This is a genomic window from Domibacillus robiginosus, from assembly GCF_000966195.1.
GTDB classification, from domain to species: domain Bacteria; phylum Bacillota; class Bacilli; order Bacillales; family Domibacillaceae; genus Domibacillus; species Domibacillus robiginosus.
Genome location: NZ_LAHL01000011.1, coordinates 180,516 through 197,304, shown reverse-complemented (window position 1 = coordinate 197,304; position 16,789 = coordinate 180,516). Strand labels below are relative to the sequence as shown.

Below are 16,789 nucleotides of genomic sequence, written 5' to 3'. Positions count from 1 at the left end.
GGTGGAGGGATTGTATCATGACAGATAAAAGGAAACTGATCGGTGAAAATCGGCGTGAGCAGATTTTGAACTGGCTTCAAACAAGCGAAAGCCCACTGACCGGGAGTGAACTGGCCGAACGGGCGCAGGTGAGCCGTCAGGTTGTGGTCGGAGATATTACGCTGCTTAAAGCCCGCGGCATTCCAATTATGGCAACAAGCCAGGGGTATGTATATATGGATGCACCCGGGAGCGGTCAAGTGGAACGGGTCGTTGCCTGCTCGCACCCGCCCGGTCAAACAAAAGAAGAGCTTCTTCTCCTTGTTGACCTTGGTGTTCTTGTTAAAGACGTTAAAATTGAACATCCTGTTTACGGTGATTTAACCGCATCCATTATGGTATCAAACCGAAAAGAAGCCTTGCAGTTTTTGGACAAAATCAGTCAAACAGGTGCTGCCTATTTATCTGAATTAACGGAAGGTGTCCACTTGCATACATTGTCCGCCAAAGAAGCCGCGGTGCTTGATGAAGCAGAAAAGGCTTTGTGGGAAGCTGGTTTTTTGCTTCAATAAAATAAAAAGAAGCCCGTTTTGAAACGAGCTTCTTTTTTATGCTTTTTCTGTGGCTTGTCCCACTTCATACCCGTAATAACTTCCAAGCACCTGCACCTTACAACCGAGTGCTTCCATCTCGGCAAAGGCACCTGGCACTAGTACGTCGTCAATACGCTGGGCAACATCAATAATGAAAAAATAATTGCCCAAACCTGTTTTAAGCGGACGAGACTCAATTTTCGCAAGGTTCAGATTTCGCCAGGCAAACGTGGCTAATACTTGATGAAGCGTACCTGGATGGTCGGTCGGAAGTGTTACAACGATCGTTGTTTTACCGCCAGTTTGCGGAAGCGGAAACGAGAGCTCTTCATGTGTTTTAGATAAAACGAGAAACCGTGTATGGTTAAATGAAAAATCATGAATGTCTGCCTGCGCCGTAAACAAATTGTACTCCTGTGCTGAAAGCGAGTTCGCAATCGCTGCGATACATTCTTCGGGATGTTCACTTACGTATTTTGCTGCCGCCGCAGTAGAAGTCATTTGCTGGGATGGGATTCCATAAAATTGACGATGCAAAAATTTATGGCATTGTGCAATCGCGTGTGGATGCGACAAAATTCTTTTTGCGTCTGTCCACTTAGGCGCATTATCCGGATGAACGAGCAGATGCTGCTGAATCGGCGCCGTTAATTCACCCACAATCGTTAAATCTGCTTCATGAAACAAATGGTCAATGGTCATATTGACCGTTCCCTCCAGGGCATTTTCAATTGGTACAACAGCCAAATCCGCTTTTCCTTCGATTACATAGTCCATACATTCTGGAATCGTTACGCATGGAATACGCTCATCACTCGGGAATGCTTCTGATACCGCAATATCAGTAAACGTGGCCGCAGGACCTAAAAAAGCAATTTTCCTCAAAACAGTTCACTCCAGTCTTCTCTTCAAACAAGTTAAGCGCCCGAACCGAGCACTTCTACTGTATCGACAAACTCCAATTTTTTCAATTGGGACAACAGCTCGTCCAGCCCGGTAATCATACCGGTTACGTTCAAGGACAATGTTACGTTTGCGCGTCCCTGCAGCGGAATCGTCTGATGAATCGTTAAGACGTTTCCGCCGCAGCTCGCGACAACGGCCAGCAGTTCTGACAAGGTACCGGACCGGTCTTCCAAGTGAAAAAATAAAGTAATGATTCGCTCTTTAACAACGGTGTGGAACGGAAACACTGTATCGCGATACTTATAAAAAGCACTGCGACTCAAGTCGACCTGCTGAACCGCATCCCACACAGAGTCAGCTCGTTTCCGTTCGATTAATTCTTTTGCATCAAGCGTTTTTTTCATCGCTTCCGGAAGTACGTCTTCGCGGACAAGATAAAATTTTTCATTCTGCTCTTTCTTCCCCATGTCGCTCCCCCTCAAAACCGCCGGCTGCAGCTCTTATTCGACAAATTCAAATTCGTAATCAAGCAGGCGAACAATATCGCCGTTCTGTGCACCGCGCTCACGAAGCTCGTCATCTACACCCATGGAGCGCAGCTGGCGGGCAAAGCGGCGAACAGAAGCTTCACGCGTAAAGTCCGTCATTTTAAATAGCTTTTCAATCTTGCTTCCTGTCAGCTCAAAGGCGCCATCCGGTCCGCGTGTAATCACAAACTCAGCAGCCTGTTTTTCATGACGGTACATGACCCGGTTCACTGATAAATCTTCTTCTTCGTATTCAAGAGGGAATTCCGGTGTTTCTTCCACTTTATCGGCAATCGCAAATAACAAGTCGCGCAGGCCGCTGCGTGTCAGCGCAGAAATTGGGAAAATAACCGCGTCAGTCCCTACTTTTTCTTTGAACTCTTTTAAATTTTCTTCTGCATCCGGCATATCCATTTTATTGGCTACAATAATTTCTGGACGTTCTGTCAGCCGAAGATTGTATTCCTTTAATTCGTTGTTGATCGTTACATAATCCTCGTACGGATCGCGACCTTCCATGGCAGACATATCAAGCACGTGGACAATCACCCGTGTCCGCTCGATATGGCGCAGGAACTGGTGACCAAGTCCGGTTCCTTCATGAGCTCCTTCAATCAATCCCGGTAAATCTGCCATGACAAAACTGCGGCCGTCTTCTGTTTCCACCATGCCCAGATTTGGAACGAGCGTAGTAAAATGATACGCGGCAATTTTTGGTTTAGCCGCCGTAACAACTGAAAGAAGTGTTGATTTTCCTACACTTGGGAAGCCAACAAGCCCAACATCTGCCAAAAGCTTTAACTCCAGGGTCACGTTGCGTTCAATGCCCGGCTCTCCATTTTCAGAAATCTCGGGTGCCGGGTTAGCCGGTGTTGCAAAACGGCTGTTTCCGCGTCCACCGCGCCCACCGTGGGCAATAATCGCCTGCTGTCCGTGTTCGACCAAGTCTGCAATGACCACACCTGTCTCATCGTCTGTAACGACTGTACCCGGCGGGACTTTGATAATCATATCTTTTGAATTACGGCCGTGCATATTCTTGCTCATTCCGTGCTCGCCGCGCGGTGCTTTAAAATGGCGCTGGTAACGGAAATCCATTAGTGTGCGGAGACCTTCTTCCACTTCAAATACAACGTTTGCACCGTTTCCGCCGTCACCGCCTGCAGGTCCGCCATTTGGTACGTATTTTTCGCGGCGGAATGCCACCATACCATTTCCGCCGTCGCCGCCTTTAACATATATTTTAACCTGATCTACAAACATCTTGTCTGTTCCTCCTAAAATGTCACTTCCATTAGTATATCCCCGGAATCCGTTTCCCACACAGTACTTTTAAACTGCAGGTCACCCGGAATTTCCTCTATTTTGTTTAACAGCTGTGAGCGGTTGGATACTTTTCCTATCCATTCTATTCTTGCCACAAGAGACTCCTGTTTTTCGAAAAAACGCACAAATAACTCATGCTCGTTAAATTCTTCTACATGCTGTTCTAGAAGCGCAAACAACCGATTAAAGAAGCTGTATACTGTTTGGTCATCCGCCTGACCGGATGTAATGGGTTCATCAAGTTCATATTCAAGGCGGAATAGATGCTGTGACCAGTTAAACGTTATAAACAGCTCCGCCATCCCCGGCATGCCAAGATTACACAGCCTTGACTCCTGTACAGCTTTTAAAATGATATGATCTGCTGCTCGGGCTGCGGCATCGATTTTATTGAGAGATAGATACCCTTTGACAATCTGTATATCGTTCATCCAGTCATGACGCGCATGACGGAGCGTATTCAACAACGTCCATTTTTCATTTTCCATCTGGCTGATCACACCTCCCGCTCCTTCCAAACGTTCAAACATTCTTTTTCAGTATAGCAGAAAAATGTCCCAATTGAACGGGAAAACATACAGAGCTGTATACAAAAAAAGAGAGGCGCTCCGAAAGGTTGACTTTCAGAACGCCTCCATTCATTCATCCGCTTATTGAGCAGCAGGATAAACACTTACTTTTTTACGATCGCGTCCAACGCGCTCGAAACGAACGATACCGTCTGTTTTCGCAAACAATGTATCATCGCCGCCACGGCCAACATTTTCACCCGGGTGAACTTTTGTACCGCGTTGACGGTAAAGAATAGAACCACCTGTAACGAACTGGCCATCAGCACGTTTAGCGCCAAGGCGTTTTGACTCAGAGTCACGTCCGTTCTTTGTAGAACCTACCCCTTTTTTGGATGCGAAAAATTGAAGATCCAATTTCAACAACATGTGTTTTCACCTCCTATAGGAAGTTTATTTGAATATACTGTCCGTGTCCTTCTTCAATCGTTTGAAGAGATACAACCATCGCTTCGAGCAAAAGCTGAATCTGGCTGCGCTTGTCTTCAGGCAGTCCATCCGGCACCTGGCAGTAAAGCAAGCCGCCATCTTCCCCCAGTTCAATATGAGGAGTAACGCCGGTAAGTGCTTCTACTGCGTTGATAGCACCAAACGAAACAGCCGATGCACCCGCACAAACAAGATCCTTGCCTTTTTCATCAAAGCCGGCATGTCCCTTCATTGTAAACGACTGAATCAGTCCCGACTCGTCTTTGTTTACATCAACATAAATCATTGGATCATCGCCTTATGCGTTGATTTTTTCAATGACTACTTTCGTGTAAGGCTGACGGTGTCCTTGCTTTTTGCGGTAGTTTTTCTTCGCTTTATATTTGAAAACGATGATTTTCTTCGCGCGTCCTTGCTTTTCAACCTTCGCCGTTACAGTTGCGCCTTCTACGACTGGGCTGCCGACTTTCACGTCGTCACCACCAACGAAAAGAACTTTATCAAACGTGACAGAGTCACCGTCTTGTGCGTTCAATTTTTCGATGTAGATTGCTTGACCTTCTTCAACTTTAACCTGCTTGCCGCCTGTTTCAATAATTGCGTACATTTCTGCACCTCCCTGTTTACTCAGACTCGCCACCTGACAGGTGATCCGTAGATGCTTAAACCTGCTGTGTGCGGTTGTAGCACGGGTGCTACAAACAATAACATATGAATTCTATCATCTTTTAAAAGGTGTGTCAATCCATATTTTCATCGACTTCCCGGATGTATTTTTTTCCACCGAAAAAGGATTGAAGAAGCTGCTCTTCTGTCATATTCCTGCCGTTTTTCACCTGAAGAGTATGGGTCCGATTTCGTTTAAACCTCCTTACTGTAAGGAGAAGACGATCGGATTTCAGCACTGGAAGGCAGTAGAGACGCAGGGAAACCGGATCATAGTAGCGCGCTGTTAAAAACCGGATAAACATGACCTCTTTTTCTTTCCACATCACAAGAAGCTGAACGGCAATATAAGAAGCAGTTAAAAGGAGTTGTGCATAAAAAGGGAGCAGCACAGCCGCTGCAGCCAGGATTACAGAAAGGGCCGCAAAGGAAAAAAAGATTGATTGCTTGTACGCTTTATAGTACGGCTGAAGTGCACACAGGAGAAGCTGAACCATCTTGCCACCGTCAAGCGGAAGCACCGGAAGCAAATTAAACAAAAAAATAAAAGCATTTAATTGAAACAGCAGGTCAGCTAAATGAGCATCCAGCCAGCCCGCTTTGTGCAGCAGCACGCCGGCTATAAACATGGGTACATGCATGAAAGGGCCAGATACTACAACAAGCCATTCTTCTACAAGCGGCCGGCCGGCATGCTCGTCCGTTTCAAGCTTTCCGCCGAACGGGAGCAGCTCTATTTTTACAATACGCCAGCCTGCTGCCCTTGCGGCGGCGGCATGCCCGAGTTCATGTATGAATAAAATCAGTGCAACACAAATTGCTTCTAAAAAAAGACCCGTTGCCGCAGCGGCAGCGCCAAATATCCAGGTGAGCGGGTGAACCGTAATCTTACTCATCCACATCCACTTTTCTAGAGGAAAGAATCTGGCCGTTTTTCCGCTCAATCAATTCAATCGAACTTCCGGCAGCAGCACCAACTGGCTCCCCTTGTTTGATTCGTTCAAAAAGCCGATAGGAATGAGGCTTCAGCCCCTTCACTTCCATTTCCGAGCCGTCTTCCTGCTGGATGATGATATGTTCAGTGCCAATCCGCACTACCACACCGTCCTGCTCTGCAGCAAGCAGGTTATTTGTGCTGGCAACAAAGGTTTGCCTGTCGTTTGTTTGCTGCACAGACGGCAGCAAGGGGCCGAATCGCTTTTCATAGGCGGCTGAAAAAGCAGCAAATGAAAAATCATGGGTGAACATATTTTGTACGACCGAAGTATGCTGATTCACATAAACTACCGCAAACAAGCAAACAGAACCGAGGACTTTCTTGATCATAGGAATCCCTCCTGCCTGCTTATGTATATGCCGTTCAAAGAAAAAAAACCGCTTTTTAAAAAAGCGGTTTTTTTTACCGGCCCATACCGATAAATCGTTTGAATTTTGTAAAAAACGTATCTTTTTCCTGCTCCAGCGGCTGAAGCGGAACAGATTCACCAAGTATACGGCGGGCAATATTCCGGTAAGCGATCGAGGCACGGTTGTTTGGATTGTGCGCAACCGGCTCCCCGTTGTGCGATGATTTAATAACTTCGTCGTCATCAGCTACAATGCCGATCAGCTCGATTGACAAATGTGCAGCTACTTCATCCACATCCAGCATGTCCCCTTCTTTTACCATATGGTTACGAATACGGTTCACCACAAGCTTGGGCGGAGCCATCCCTTCTTCTTTTTCTAAAAGACCGATTACCCGGTCTGCATCGCGAACGGATGACTTTTCCGGTGTTGTAACGACAATCGCACGGTCTGCACCGGCTACAGCATTTTTATATCCCTGCTCGATTCCAGCCGGACAATCAATTAAAATATAATCATAATCTTGTTTTAATTCGTCCACTAATTTCTTCATTTGCTCAGGCGTAACAGCAGACTTATCGGTCGTTTGGGCGGCCGGCAGCAAATAGAGGAGATCATTAAAACGCTTGTCTTTTACAAGAGCCTGATGTGTTTTGCACCGCTCTTCCACTACATCAACAAGGTCATAAATAATCCGATTTTCAAGCCCCATGACCACATCCAGGTTACGAAGACCAATATCTGTGTCAACGAGACATACTTTTTTCTCTTGCAGCGCAAGCGCTGTACCGAGATTGGCGGTTGTTGTTGTTTTGCCGACTCCGCCTTTTCCAGAAGTTATGACAATTGCTTCCCCCACTTCAAAAGCCCCCTTTAAACGTCGATAAATCCGGACGCAAATACTTTAATACTTGCAGCCGATCAATGACCAGTTGTTGTGCTTCATTAATGAATGCACATTCTGATTCGGTTATTTCTTCTTCATCATAACGGTCAGGCGAACGGGTTAAATGATTACTGATCCGCAGTTGGGACGGCATCATTTTTCCGGCAGCAATGACCGCTTCATCATTTCCATAGCAGCCTGCATGCGCCATACCCTTCAGCGCTCCCATGATAAAAATACTTCCACCGGCCATCACTGTTCCGCCGGGATTTACATCTCCAATCAGCAGCAGATCTCCCGGTACTTCAAGCACCTGGCCAGAGCGGATACGGCCTGTATATGAAACAATTTCATTTTCTTCTTTCCACTGCACAGCCTCATCAATTGTCAGCACGTTGGACTTGATGTCTTCGACAACTAAATGACGACGCTGCCTGATCAGCTGGCGCAGCTCTTCTTTTTCTTCTTCAGTCATATATCGGTTTCCGGTTTGGACCGTAACCGTAATAAGTGCATTTTCGCCTTCTTTTGTAACGGCATCTAATTTTTCGGTTAATTCTGCTATTAATTCATTATAGGAACATTTATCACTTAACTGAAGAGTCAGGCCGTCTTTCGTCCCTTTAATGACGACGTTTTGACTTTGTTTCATTGAATGTATCCCACCTCTGTACGTCTCAATATTCGACAGCGCTATCCGATATTCCTTTTTTCTCTCTTAATCGAACACTTTTTTTAATTTCAAAAAAGCACCTCGAAGCGGTATGGCCAGCAGGATGTAGAAAAGACCATTCAGCACAAGCGTTGCCAGCAGCCGCATGTAGGTGAACTGCTCAAATGAAAAGGTTGTCCGCTGTACGAGAACGTTCAATCCGTACATCACTAATTCAAGCAGAGCGATATCAAACAAGACAATAACGAAAAAAACAGGCAGCGTACTATGAAGCCATTTCGTCAGCATGGATGTTATGTACACGATAAGCGGCAGGAAAAAGAAATAGGCACCAAGAAGCCCTGTATAAAACATATCAAATAAAAAGCCGAAGAAAAAGCCATATTTTATCGCTGTATTCCGGTCAAAAAAAACAGACATAAACAGGAGACCAATAATAAAAAATCGTGGAGCCGGGATATAATCCCCATCAAAGGCCTGCTCTGAAAAAAAGATCATAAACACACTATCACTGTAAAACAGAACGGCCATTAAAAGAGGAAGGAGCGCTTTTTTCACATTCCTTCCTCCTCAACCACTACCTGCTGGCGGTCTTCTTCTTCGGGCAGTACTTTCGTCATTTCACGCTTGGACACCATCACATGCTCAAGATCATAGAAGCTTGCGGCAGGTTTGACAAGAGCGGTCTGCGTCAGGCCAAATTCATCCGGAACAAGCTCTGACACTTCTCCAATTACAAGTCCTTTCGGAAAAACGCCACCAAGACCCGATGTCGTCACAGCTTGTCCTTTTTTTACTTTAGAATCGGATGGAATCTTTGTTAGTCGGAGCATTTGTTTTTCTTCGTCATATCCTTCGATCAGTCCGTAAACCGTTTTGTCTCCTTGAACAAGGGCTGACACACGATTGTTTGAATCATGAGCTGACAAAAGCTGCACAGTAGATGTGAATTTCGACGTACTTTGCACTTTTCCGACTAATCCGCTGGCCGTCATAACAGCCATATCCGGCTCAATGCCATTTGACTCTCCCTGGTCAATGGTAATCAGCTCATACCATCGGTCAGGATTTCGTGCAATTACGGTTGCCTGGACGGGCTCATAGTCTGCCAGGCTTTCTTCTTTTTCAAGCACTTTGCGGAGTTCCGCGTTATCTTTTTCAAGACGAGCCACATCGCTCTCGAGCTGCGCAAGCTCTTCTAAATGAGTGCGAAGCTTTTCATTTTCTTCATATGTATGACGCAGTCTGCCTACATTGTCGAAAAAAGACTCCACGGCACCAGCTGGTTTCGACAAAATATTTTGCCCGAAACCCGTTACGTCTTTAACAAATTTTTCCGGCCATGTGATGTTCTCCCGGTCTCGCATGGAAAAGCCAATCATGGCGACAAGAAGAATAATGCTGCCGAGCAATATGATCAACCGCTTGTTTGTTAAAAAGTGCGGCATGAATTCCACCTCAGTTTTCTAAGCATTCAAAACGGTGAGGCTGGTTCAACGCGCACCGGAAAACCGGTCAGGACGCGCGGAGAACCGGCCTCATCATCGTTTCTTATTTGTTTTTAAATAAATGAATATGATCCAGTGCAAGGCCTGTCCCGACTGCTACGCAGTCAAGCGGGTTTTCAGCGATAATAACAGGCATATTTGTTTCCTGGCTGATGACCTTGTCCAGATTACGCAGCAGTGCACCGCCGCCTGTGAGGACAATACCGCGATCCATAATATCAGCCGCGAGTTCTGGAGGTGTTTTTTCCAATGTACCTTTTACCGTATCGACGATAGCATAAACTGTGTCTTTTAGCGCATCCGCTATTTCCTGCGCTGTAATTTCAATCGTTTTCGGAAGTCCTGTCAACAAGTCGCGTCCGCGAATTTCCAGATTTGGAATGCCTTCCGCATCTCCAGCTGACCCGATCTCCATTTTAATCATTTCTGCTGTCCGGTCCCCGATCAGCAGGTTATACTGCTTGCGGATATACGCAATAATCGCATCATCCATTTCATCACCGGCAACCCGAAGTGATTCGCTTGTCACGATACCGCCGAGTGAAATAATCGCAACTTCTGTCGTACCGCCGCCGATATCGACGACCATGCTTCCTGTTGGCTCCCATACGGGAAGATTGGCTCCAATGGCAGCTGCAAACGGTTCTTCAATCGGGTATGCATCACGTGCTCCCGCCTGACGTGTTGCATCAATAACAGCACGGCGCTCAACCGCTGTAATGCCAGATGGCACACAAACCATTACATATGGCTTGCTTGACAGAAAACCAGTCGTACCTTTTGTCGCCTGCTTAATGTAATACTTGATCATGGTGGCTGTTGTTTCGTAGTCGGCGATTACACCGTCTTTCATCGGACGAGTCGCAATAATATTGCCCGGCGTCCGGCCAATCATGTTACGCGCATCATTTCCGACTGCTACAATTTGCTTTGTATCTGTCTGCAATGCCACAACAGATGGCTCACGTACAATAACACCTTTTCCTTTTGCATAAACAAGTGTATTCGCTGTTCCAAGGTCAATGCCCAGGTCACGGCTCCCAATTCCAAACATGTAGTGTATCTCCCTTTCCTCAATAGACCCTTTTTATCGTGATCATTTCACTAGTGATGGCTGTTTAAAAATGTGTGAAAAGCTTCTCAAAAACCATAACTTATATTATAACGGAACGAAAAAAAAAAGCATAGCGTTATAAATAACCTTTTTCTTTCAAACTAACATATTTCTTTTCACCAATAATCAAATGGTCGAGGATATCAATACCTAATATTTTTCCGCACTCCACCAGACGTTTCGTTACATCGATGTCTTCACGGCTTGGCGCCGGGTCACCAGACGGGTGATTATGGAGGCATACAATAGAAGCAGCTGAGCGGCGGAATGCTTCTTTAAATACTTCCCTCGGGTGTACAATCGAGGCATTTAAACTGCCAATAAACAGCGTTTGTTTGTGCATCACCTGATTTTTTGTATTTAAATAAAGTGCGACAAAATGCTCCTGGCTTAAGAAGCGCATTTCTTCCATCATATAATTAGCGGCATCTTCCGGCGAGCGGATTGTAAAGCGGTCATCGTATTTTAATCGTTCGATACGGCGGCCGATTTCAACTGCCGCCATAAGCTGAATGGCCTTGGCACTTCCTACCCCTTTTATAGAGGTGATTTCCTCGAGGGACGCATCCTTCAGCAGTCGAAGGCCTTCAAAATGGGTTAAAATGCGGTTGGACAATTGCAGGACCGATTCTTCCTTTGAACCGGTACGAAGTAAAATGGCGAGGAGTTCGTGGTTGGACAGGCTATGAGGACCGCTCGCCATCATTCTTTCACGCGGGCGGTCATGAGGCGGTACATCTCGAATCATCAATGGCTGAGGCAAAGTGGTGTCGTTTTGTTTCATTCGATTTTCCCCTTCCTTGTTCAGCGGGACGAATGGCTTTCAAGCAGACGCATTTTTTGTAAGCGGCGGTAAAGCGCCGCAATCGGCAGCCCCACTACATTATAGTAGTCTCCGTGAATGGCTTGAACAAAAAGCGCACCGGCCGTTTGAATACCGTAGCTGCCTGCTTTGTCAAACGGATCACCGGTCTTGATATAGGCCTCGATCTCCGCTCGTGTTAGTTCCCAAAATTCAACATCGGTTTTTTCGTGAAATAGTACTTTTTCATCCTTCGATAAAATAGCTACGCCTGTATAAACAGCATGTGTGCGGCCGGAAAGACTCGAAAGCATCTCCATTGCTTCCTGCTCGGTTGCCGGCTTGCCAAGAATACGGCCATCGATTGAAACAACGGTATCTGCGCCTATTACGGCCCTGTCCGGATATTTGGCAAAAACAGCTTCTGCTTTTTCCAGGGCAAGCTGTTCGACTGCTTGAGCCGGGTGGGTGCCAGGTGCGATCGTTTCATCTGTGTCAGCAGCATAAACGGTAAAAGGAACGTTCGCTTGAGAAAGCAATTCTTTTCTGCGGGGTGATGATGAAGCCAGAATAATGCGGGTCAAAGAGGATCACCTTTCCTTTAAAATGGATATAAAGAGCAATTGGGAGTTACGCGTTTATCATATCAAACAACGTGAAGCGAAACAATAAAAACCCGCCGGTTAGGGGCGGGCTACGGTGAAATTATAGACACAGCTTCTTCCAGCTGCTGATCTTGTGCTGCTTTTCTCAAGGCTGCTTCCTCCTCGTCTGACACCGTTGTTTCGGTTTCTTTTACGTAAGCGGCTGTACCGCCTGCTTCTAGTTGCCGCTCTGCTTCATCCGCTTCTGATTTGGTGAAATAAATACCGTAAATCATACTGTATTGATCGTCTGATGAAAGAACTGCCGCCTGTTCCTTTGAAGCAGAAGCCGCTTCATCCGCTGCCGTTTTAGTGGAGAAAAGCCCTCCCTGTAACACAAAAAAGGAAACGGTTTTTTGGGCAGGAGCTGTTTCTTTTTGATCCGTCTCCTCCATGGGTGCAGCCGTTTTCTCAGGCACTGCACTTGCCGCCTGGGCTTCTTTTGCCGGCTGCTGCTCCGGAACCGCACTCATCATCAGCAATCCAAAAACACTGCCTGTTACAAGCGCAGCGAGAACAATCACAATGCCAGCACCTGCTTTTAGAGCAGGCTTTTTTTTCGGCTTCGGCAGCGCCGTTTCTTCACCCGGCATCTGCCAAATCAGTACCTCTCCATCCCGTCGCGTCCAATCCGGCTCGTCCATGTTTATCCCTCCTCATTGTTTTATATATACGATGAATCTATTAAAAAAGAACAAAGCGCGGCGGGCGCTTTGTTCTTTCCTTTATTTTATATTTTTTTCTTCCAAATCTGCCAGCGTATCCGGACAAAGCTGTTTTTCTTCTCCGTGCAAGCAAACATTACGAATAGATCCATTTAAGTGAATACCGATATACGTTCCATTCTTATCCGGATCCAATACGCTGTCTGTAAATGGATCCCTCATTTTTTCAACAAACCCTTTTTCGTACAGCTCTTTGTAGGTGACGCTTCCAGGCAGGGTATCCGGCCGTTCGACCCGTTCATTTGTCACGAACAATACCGCTGCTTCTTTTAAGTGGAGAGCCTGCGCCACAAAGGCCCTTTCTTTAGACTGCTCGATCAAGCGGCCGATGCCGACGACCGCAACCGCCGAAATGATCCCGAGAATCAAGACGACGGCAAGCAGTTCTATTAGAGTGTAGCCTTTTTCATTTTTCTTCATATCCGGTTACTTTTCCACAACCGCAAACGGATCTTGTTTATTGGCTGGGTCCGGCGCATCCACTTCCGGCGTATCTTCTAGCAGGTCCGTAAGCTCCGGCATATAATAAGCGGCAATCGTCAAATTATATGTAACAGGCTCGGTCACGCCTTCGATTTTCTGGGCTTCTTCCGGACCGGTAAATTCCAGCTGCTCGACTCGGATCATGCGCATCTGGTTTTCAACCGAATCAATAAATGCATTCATCTCCGCAAAACCAGGCGATTCAATCGTCAGCTGCGCGCGAATTTTTTTAATACCCGCCGGCAGTTCTTCTGCTGGAATCGGCTGCTCCTGCACATCCCTTTCCGCTTCTGTGCCATCCGTAACATTTTCTTCTTCCGACTCATTGCTCTGTTCTTCCTCGGATGCCTCTTCGTCATCCGTCGCTGTATCCGGATTTTCTGTCGTCTCTGCATCTGCGGTTCCGTCCGCATTGTCTGCTTCTTCAGGTGCAGGAAGGGTTTCTTCCTCCCCTTCTGTAAACACGATCGCTGTAATCAAGCTGTCTGATAACAGCTCTGCTTTTTCAAAGTCAAGCATCAGCTTATCACTCATCGGCTTAACCGGAACTTTGTTTTGCAGTGAGCCTGTGGCGACAGCCGGCCCCTGAGCTGTCGTCCCGGCTGCGCCGCTGTTTGCTTCAAGTGCTGAGACCAGCGCTTCCTCTGCCTGCTTTTGCTGATTAACCGTTTCAAGCTTAAGTGCTTCTGTGCGGTAAAAAGCAAAAAAACAGTAAACAAACGCCAGCACAACAAGAAAAAGAAGCACTCCTATGTATACTGTCCGTTTACTCATTTTTTCGCTTCCTCCAGCTTCTGCAGTACAGCCTGCTCGTTAAAGATGATCTCATATTGCACTAAATAACGCGGCAGCCCATCCGTCAATTCAAGAATTTTTTTAGCATCCTCTTCTGTTTCATCTACAGATGTATCCATCTGAAGAATGGAGGCACTTTCTATCCAGTCCGATTCCTTCAATTGAGCCAAGTAGTAGGCTCCCTGCCTGCTTGTGTCAAATTGAATAGTCAAATTCATCGTTTCATCACTTGTATAAGACATTGCCTGAAAAAAGCCGCGGTCCGGTAAAAGTGAGACAAGATGCTCCAAAATAGGCGACGCCGGCAGACGCCTTGCCTGTGACCATGCTGCCGCCTGACGCAGCTGTTCCGCACTCGTTTCGGAAGCATTACTGGTCGTGAGAGCCGCCTGTTCAAGCGTTTCCCGCAGCTGCTGCTGGGTCGCAAGCTCCTGCTCCGCCCGCTCTACCTGACCCTGCTTGATATGAATCGCCGCAAAAAGGGCAAGTCCGGCAGCCAGTACAGCGATGCCTGTCATGAGCCAGACCCAAAACGGCACACTTTTTTTCCGTTTGGCCGGAAGTAAATTAATATCAATTAACACACTCAATCACCCATCTTTCAGCGCAAGGCCAGCCGCTGCGTAAAAAGCGGGCGGAAGCGGTTGGTTCTGCTTTGTATCCATACTGATTTCTTCATCTGTTCCAACCGGAATATCCAGTGACTGTTTGATAAATTGTTCTACAAACGGACGCTGGGTATGGTAGCCGGTAAATAACACCCGGCTGATTTTCACCTGGCCGCCGTGGACAGAGTTTTCATAGAAGCTGATCACTTTTTCCATTTCGGAAAGGGCATCCGCTAAATCGCCTGCTTCCTCCAGCTCAAGCACATCTTCACTTTTTTCAATAAATACCGGCTTCATAAATTTCAGCTGGTGCTGGTGAAAAATAGACAGCGTCATCACGTTTTGTTTTAAATGAACAAGCATCTCGTGCGCATTTTCATCGGTTTGTCCGCCGGCATGAAACAGCCGGTAAACGGCAAGTGGCGCAATATCAGCAGCCATTGGTTTCAGCCTTGACTGCTCAAATAAGCCGACGTACTCCTCCACTACTTGTTCCGGCGCCGCGACAAGAAGAACCGTCTGCTTTTTTTCTTCATAACCGGTTACGACTACATCAAAGACCGGCTCATCAAACGGCAGGTGGATGGTCGAGCCGATTTGCATAAAAAAGAAGTTTTTAATTTCATCCAGTGTTAAATCACGGTCTACTTTTTCTTCCTTGATCGCCACAAACCGGTCTGGAATCGTAAAGCGGATATTCCGGTTTTTCAGCTTCCACTCATCTACGACATTATCTAAAATATCCTGCAGCTCGTCGATTTTCACAAGATCACCACGCACAATGATGCCTTCTGGCAGCTCCCGTTCGCCGAACTTTTCCACGACAATTGGACTGGATTGACGCAGCTCAACAAAACGGATCGCTTCGTCCGTTATCGTAAAATTGATGGTTTTATCTTTTTTTTGAAATAAACGCAGCGCCATTCTTCTTTTCTCCTTTTTAAAAAAACTGAAGATACCAGCTGATCATTTTCTCGCCATGTGTATACGCTATAGTGGCAGCCAGCGCAATATAAGGGCCAAATGGCATCGGTTTTCCCCTTTTTACAATACCCGCCGCCATCAAAATGAGCCCAATCGCCGCACCGAAAAAGCAGGAAAGCAAAAACGTCAGCAGCACAAGCTTTGTGCCAAGCACAAAGCCAAGCACGCCGAACAGCTTGATATCTCCGCCGCCTATTCCGCCTCTGGACACAACTGCAATGAGTAAAAGCAGGACGAATCCGACCGCCGCTCCAAGCAGCGCATCCCACCACGGGTCAAGCGGATCAATAACTCTCATCACCACAAACAGCGGCAGAAAAAACAGCAAGATTTTATCGGGAATGAGCATATACGCAAAATCCGATACAACAATAATTAAAAGCATCGAAAACAACAAAATCGCCATCCAAAATGGCGCACTAAACCCGTACAATATATAAAAATACAAAAATAACAGCGCTGCGGCCAGCTCTGTTAAAGGGTAAATTACTGATATGTTCGCACCGCACTTACGGCAGCGTCTTTTCAAAAAAACGTATGACAGCACCGGCACCAAATCACGCGCCGTCAATTGATGGCCGCACAGCGAACAAGCGCTGCGCGGTTTTACAATCGACTTTCCAACAGGCACCCGGAGACCGACGACGTTATAAAACGAGCCGAGCAGGAGACCGTAGAGAAAAACTAATATAATCATATTATTACTTGGTTACTACATCATCTCGATCTAATTCATCAAGTGTTGTCTCAGCAATTTGGCGTTCATTTCCAATCAATATAACTTCATATTTATACTGTGCTGCCTTTGCTGCGGCTGCATTAGCCCCTGTAGTTGCAGCCGTGGCTGGAGTTCTAGTAATTTTAACTTGTGAACTTGTAGGAACATACCCATCACTAGCACCTTTTTTTCCTGTATCAGGATCTTCCGGCTCATCGATCATACCTTTATTAATTAAAGTTTCCAGTGAGACTGCAGCCTCATTACTAGTAAACTCCAAGTCTGCTGGATTGCTTGCAACATATGTTTTAGCTGAATTAACCATTTGTGTAGCATTGGCAATATGTGCATCTCTCTTAGAGTTATCAATTAACCCTCCAATAGCCGGAATCGCAATAGCAGCAATAATACCCAAAATAACGACAACCGCCAAAAGCTCGATCAATGTTAAGCCTTTTTCATTTTTCAAGCGGCGTTTTAGTGCATTTAACATATTTCTTTCTCCTC

At 46.3% G+C, this 16,789-nt stretch carries 24 protein-coding genes and 1 other annotated feature; of the genes, 1 reads left to right on the top strand and 23 read right to left on the bottom strand.

Annotation, left to right across the window (positions count from 1 at the left end):
* Positions 1-17 precede the first annotated feature (17 nt).
* The gene (locus VP97_RS08100; protein WP_050181238.1) at positions 18-551 is read left to right on the top strand and encodes a transcription repressor NadR; all 534 of its coding nucleotides are present in this window, start codon (positions 18-20) and stop codon (positions 549-551) included.
* A 36-nt stretch (positions 552-587) separates the two neighbouring features.
* Here VP97_RS08100 and pheA read toward each other — a convergent pair whose 3' ends face one another.
* The 23 genes from pheA to VP97_RS07985 all read right to left on the bottom strand — a co-directional run bounded on the left by pheA (position 588) and on the right by VP97_RS07985 (position 16,775).
* Positions 588-1,457, bottom strand: coding sequence for a prephenate dehydratase (gene pheA, locus VP97_RS08095; RefSeq protein ID WP_050181237.1), 870 nt, complete (start codon positions 1,455-1,457; stop codon positions 588-590).
* 32 nt (positions 1,458-1,489) lie between these two features.
* The gene (locus tag VP97_RS08090; protein WP_050181236.1) at positions 1,490-1,945 is read right to left on the bottom strand and encodes an ACT domain-containing protein; all 456 of its coding nucleotides are present in this window, start codon (positions 1,943-1,945) and stop codon (positions 1,490-1,492) included.
* Between the two features lie 33 nt (positions 1,946-1,978).
* The gene (obgE, locus tag VP97_RS08085) at positions 1,979-3,268 is read right to left on the bottom strand and encodes a GTPase ObgE (RefSeq protein ID WP_050181235.1); all 1,290 of its coding nucleotides are present in this window, start codon (positions 3,266-3,268) and stop codon (positions 1,979-1,981) included.
* Between the two features lie 14 nt (positions 3,269-3,282).
* Positions 3,283-3,831 carry a Spo0B C-terminal domain-containing protein gene (locus tag VP97_RS08080; protein ID WP_050181234.1) on the bottom strand — a complete coding sequence of 183 codons (549 nt, stop codon included), beginning with the start codon at positions 3,829-3,831 and terminating at the stop codon, positions 3,283-3,285.
* Positions 3,832-3,981: 150 nt separating this feature from the next.
* Positions 3,982-4,266: a 50S ribosomal protein L27 gene (gene rpmA, locus VP97_RS08075; protein ID WP_156153451.1), complete on the bottom strand. Its 285-nt coding sequence runs from the start codon at positions 4,264-4,266 to the stop codon at positions 3,982-3,984.
* Between the two features lie 16 nt (positions 4,267-4,282).
* Positions 4,283-4,615, bottom strand: a complete 333-nt coding sequence (locus VP97_RS08070; RefSeq protein ID WP_050181232.1) for a ribosomal-processing cysteine protease Prp — start codon at positions 4,613-4,615, stop codon at positions 4,283-4,285.
* A gap of 12 nt (positions 4,616-4,627) precedes the next feature.
* Complete coding sequence (gene rplU / locus VP97_RS08065) at positions 4,628-4,936, bottom strand: 50S ribosomal protein L21 (protein WP_050181231.1); 309 nt, start codon at positions 4,934-4,936, stop codon at positions 4,628-4,630.
* Between the two features lie 12 nt (positions 4,937-4,948).
* Positions 4,949-5,022 (bottom strand) — a sequence feature (ribosomal protein L21 leader region).
* 47 nt (positions 5,023-5,069) lie between these two features.
* Entirely contained in the window at positions 5,070-5,891 is an 822-nt protein-coding gene (locus VP97_RS08060; protein WP_050181230.1) for a site-2 protease family protein, read from the bottom strand.
* Positions 5,884-6,321, bottom strand: a complete 438-nt coding sequence (locus VP97_RS08055; RefSeq protein WP_050181229.1) for a hypothetical protein — start codon at positions 6,319-6,321, stop codon at positions 5,884-5,886. The genes VP97_RS08060 and VP97_RS08055 overlap by 8 nt, the downstream gene beginning before the upstream one ends.
* Positions 6,322-6,394: 73 nt before the next feature.
* A complete protein-coding gene (gene minD, locus VP97_RS08050; RefSeq protein WP_050181228.1) occupies positions 6,395-7,201 on the bottom strand; it encodes a septum site-determining protein MinD in 807 nt (268 codons plus the stop codon).
* Position 7,202: 1 nt separating this feature from the next.
* Positions 7,203-7,880 (bottom strand): septum site-determining protein MinC, encoded by a 678-nt coding sequence (gene minC / locus VP97_RS08045; RefSeq protein WP_050181227.1) that lies wholly within the window; start codon positions 7,878-7,880, stop codon positions 7,203-7,205.
* Positions 7,881-7,946: 66 nt separating this feature from the next.
* Positions 7,947-8,459 carry a rod shape-determining protein MreD gene (gene mreD / locus VP97_RS08040; RefSeq protein WP_050181226.1) on the bottom strand — a complete coding sequence of 171 codons (513 nt, stop codon included), beginning with the start codon at positions 8,457-8,459 and terminating at the stop codon, positions 7,947-7,949.
* A complete protein-coding gene (mreC, locus tag VP97_RS08035; protein WP_050181225.1) occupies positions 8,456-9,349 on the bottom strand; it encodes a rod shape-determining protein MreC in 894 nt (297 codons plus the stop codon). Before mreC ends, mreD begins: the two co-directional genes overlap by 4 nt.
* A 103-nt stretch (positions 9,350-9,452) precedes the next feature.
* Complete coding sequence (locus VP97_RS08030; RefSeq protein ID WP_050181224.1) at positions 9,453-10,463, bottom strand: rod shape-determining protein; 1,011 nt, start codon at positions 10,461-10,463, stop codon at positions 9,453-9,455.
* A gap of 136 nt (positions 10,464-10,599) precedes the next feature.
* Positions 10,600-11,307: a RadC family protein gene (gene radC / locus VP97_RS08025; protein ID WP_050181223.1), complete on the bottom strand. Its 708-nt coding sequence runs from the start codon at positions 11,305-11,307 to the stop codon at positions 10,600-10,602.
* Between the two features lie 20 nt (positions 11,308-11,327).
* Positions 11,328-11,909 (bottom strand): Maf family protein, encoded by a 582-nt coding sequence (locus tag VP97_RS08020; RefSeq protein ID WP_050181222.1) that lies wholly within the window; start codon positions 11,907-11,909, stop codon positions 11,328-11,330.
* 110 nt (positions 11,910-12,019) lie between these two features.
* Positions 12,020-12,613 carry a hypothetical protein gene (locus VP97_RS08015; protein WP_050181221.1) on the bottom strand — a complete coding sequence of 198 codons (594 nt, stop codon included), beginning with the start codon at positions 12,611-12,613 and terminating at the stop codon, positions 12,020-12,022.
* 81 nt (positions 12,614-12,694) lie between these two features.
* Entirely contained in the window at positions 12,695-13,114 is a 420-nt protein-coding gene (locus VP97_RS08010) for a type II secretion system protein (protein WP_050181220.1), read from the bottom strand.
* 6 nt (positions 13,115-13,120) lie between these two features.
* Positions 13,121-13,951, bottom strand: a complete 831-nt coding sequence (locus VP97_RS08005) for a hypothetical protein (RefSeq protein ID WP_050181219.1) — start codon at positions 13,949-13,951, stop codon at positions 13,121-13,123.
* Entirely contained in the window at positions 13,948-14,556 is a 609-nt protein-coding gene (locus tag VP97_RS08000; RefSeq protein ID WP_050181218.1) for a hypothetical protein, read from the bottom strand. Before VP97_RS08000 ends, VP97_RS08005 begins: the two co-directional genes overlap by 4 nt.
* Before the next feature lie 6 nt (positions 14,557-14,562).
* Positions 14,563-15,504, bottom strand: a complete 942-nt coding sequence (gene pilM, locus VP97_RS07995) for a type IV pilus biogenesis protein PilM (protein WP_050181217.1) — start codon at positions 15,502-15,504, stop codon at positions 14,563-14,565.
* Between the two features lie 16 nt (positions 15,505-15,520).
* Positions 15,521-16,261: a prepilin peptidase gene (locus tag VP97_RS07990; protein ID WP_050181216.1), complete on the bottom strand. Its 741-nt coding sequence runs from the start codon at positions 16,259-16,261 to the stop codon at positions 15,521-15,523.
* Between the two features lie 4 nt (positions 16,262-16,265).
* Positions 16,266-16,775, bottom strand: a complete 510-nt coding sequence (locus VP97_RS07985; RefSeq protein WP_050181215.1) for a prepilin-type N-terminal cleavage/methylation domain-containing protein — start codon at positions 16,773-16,775, stop codon at positions 16,266-16,268.
* Positions 16,776-16,789 lie beyond the last annotated feature (14 nt).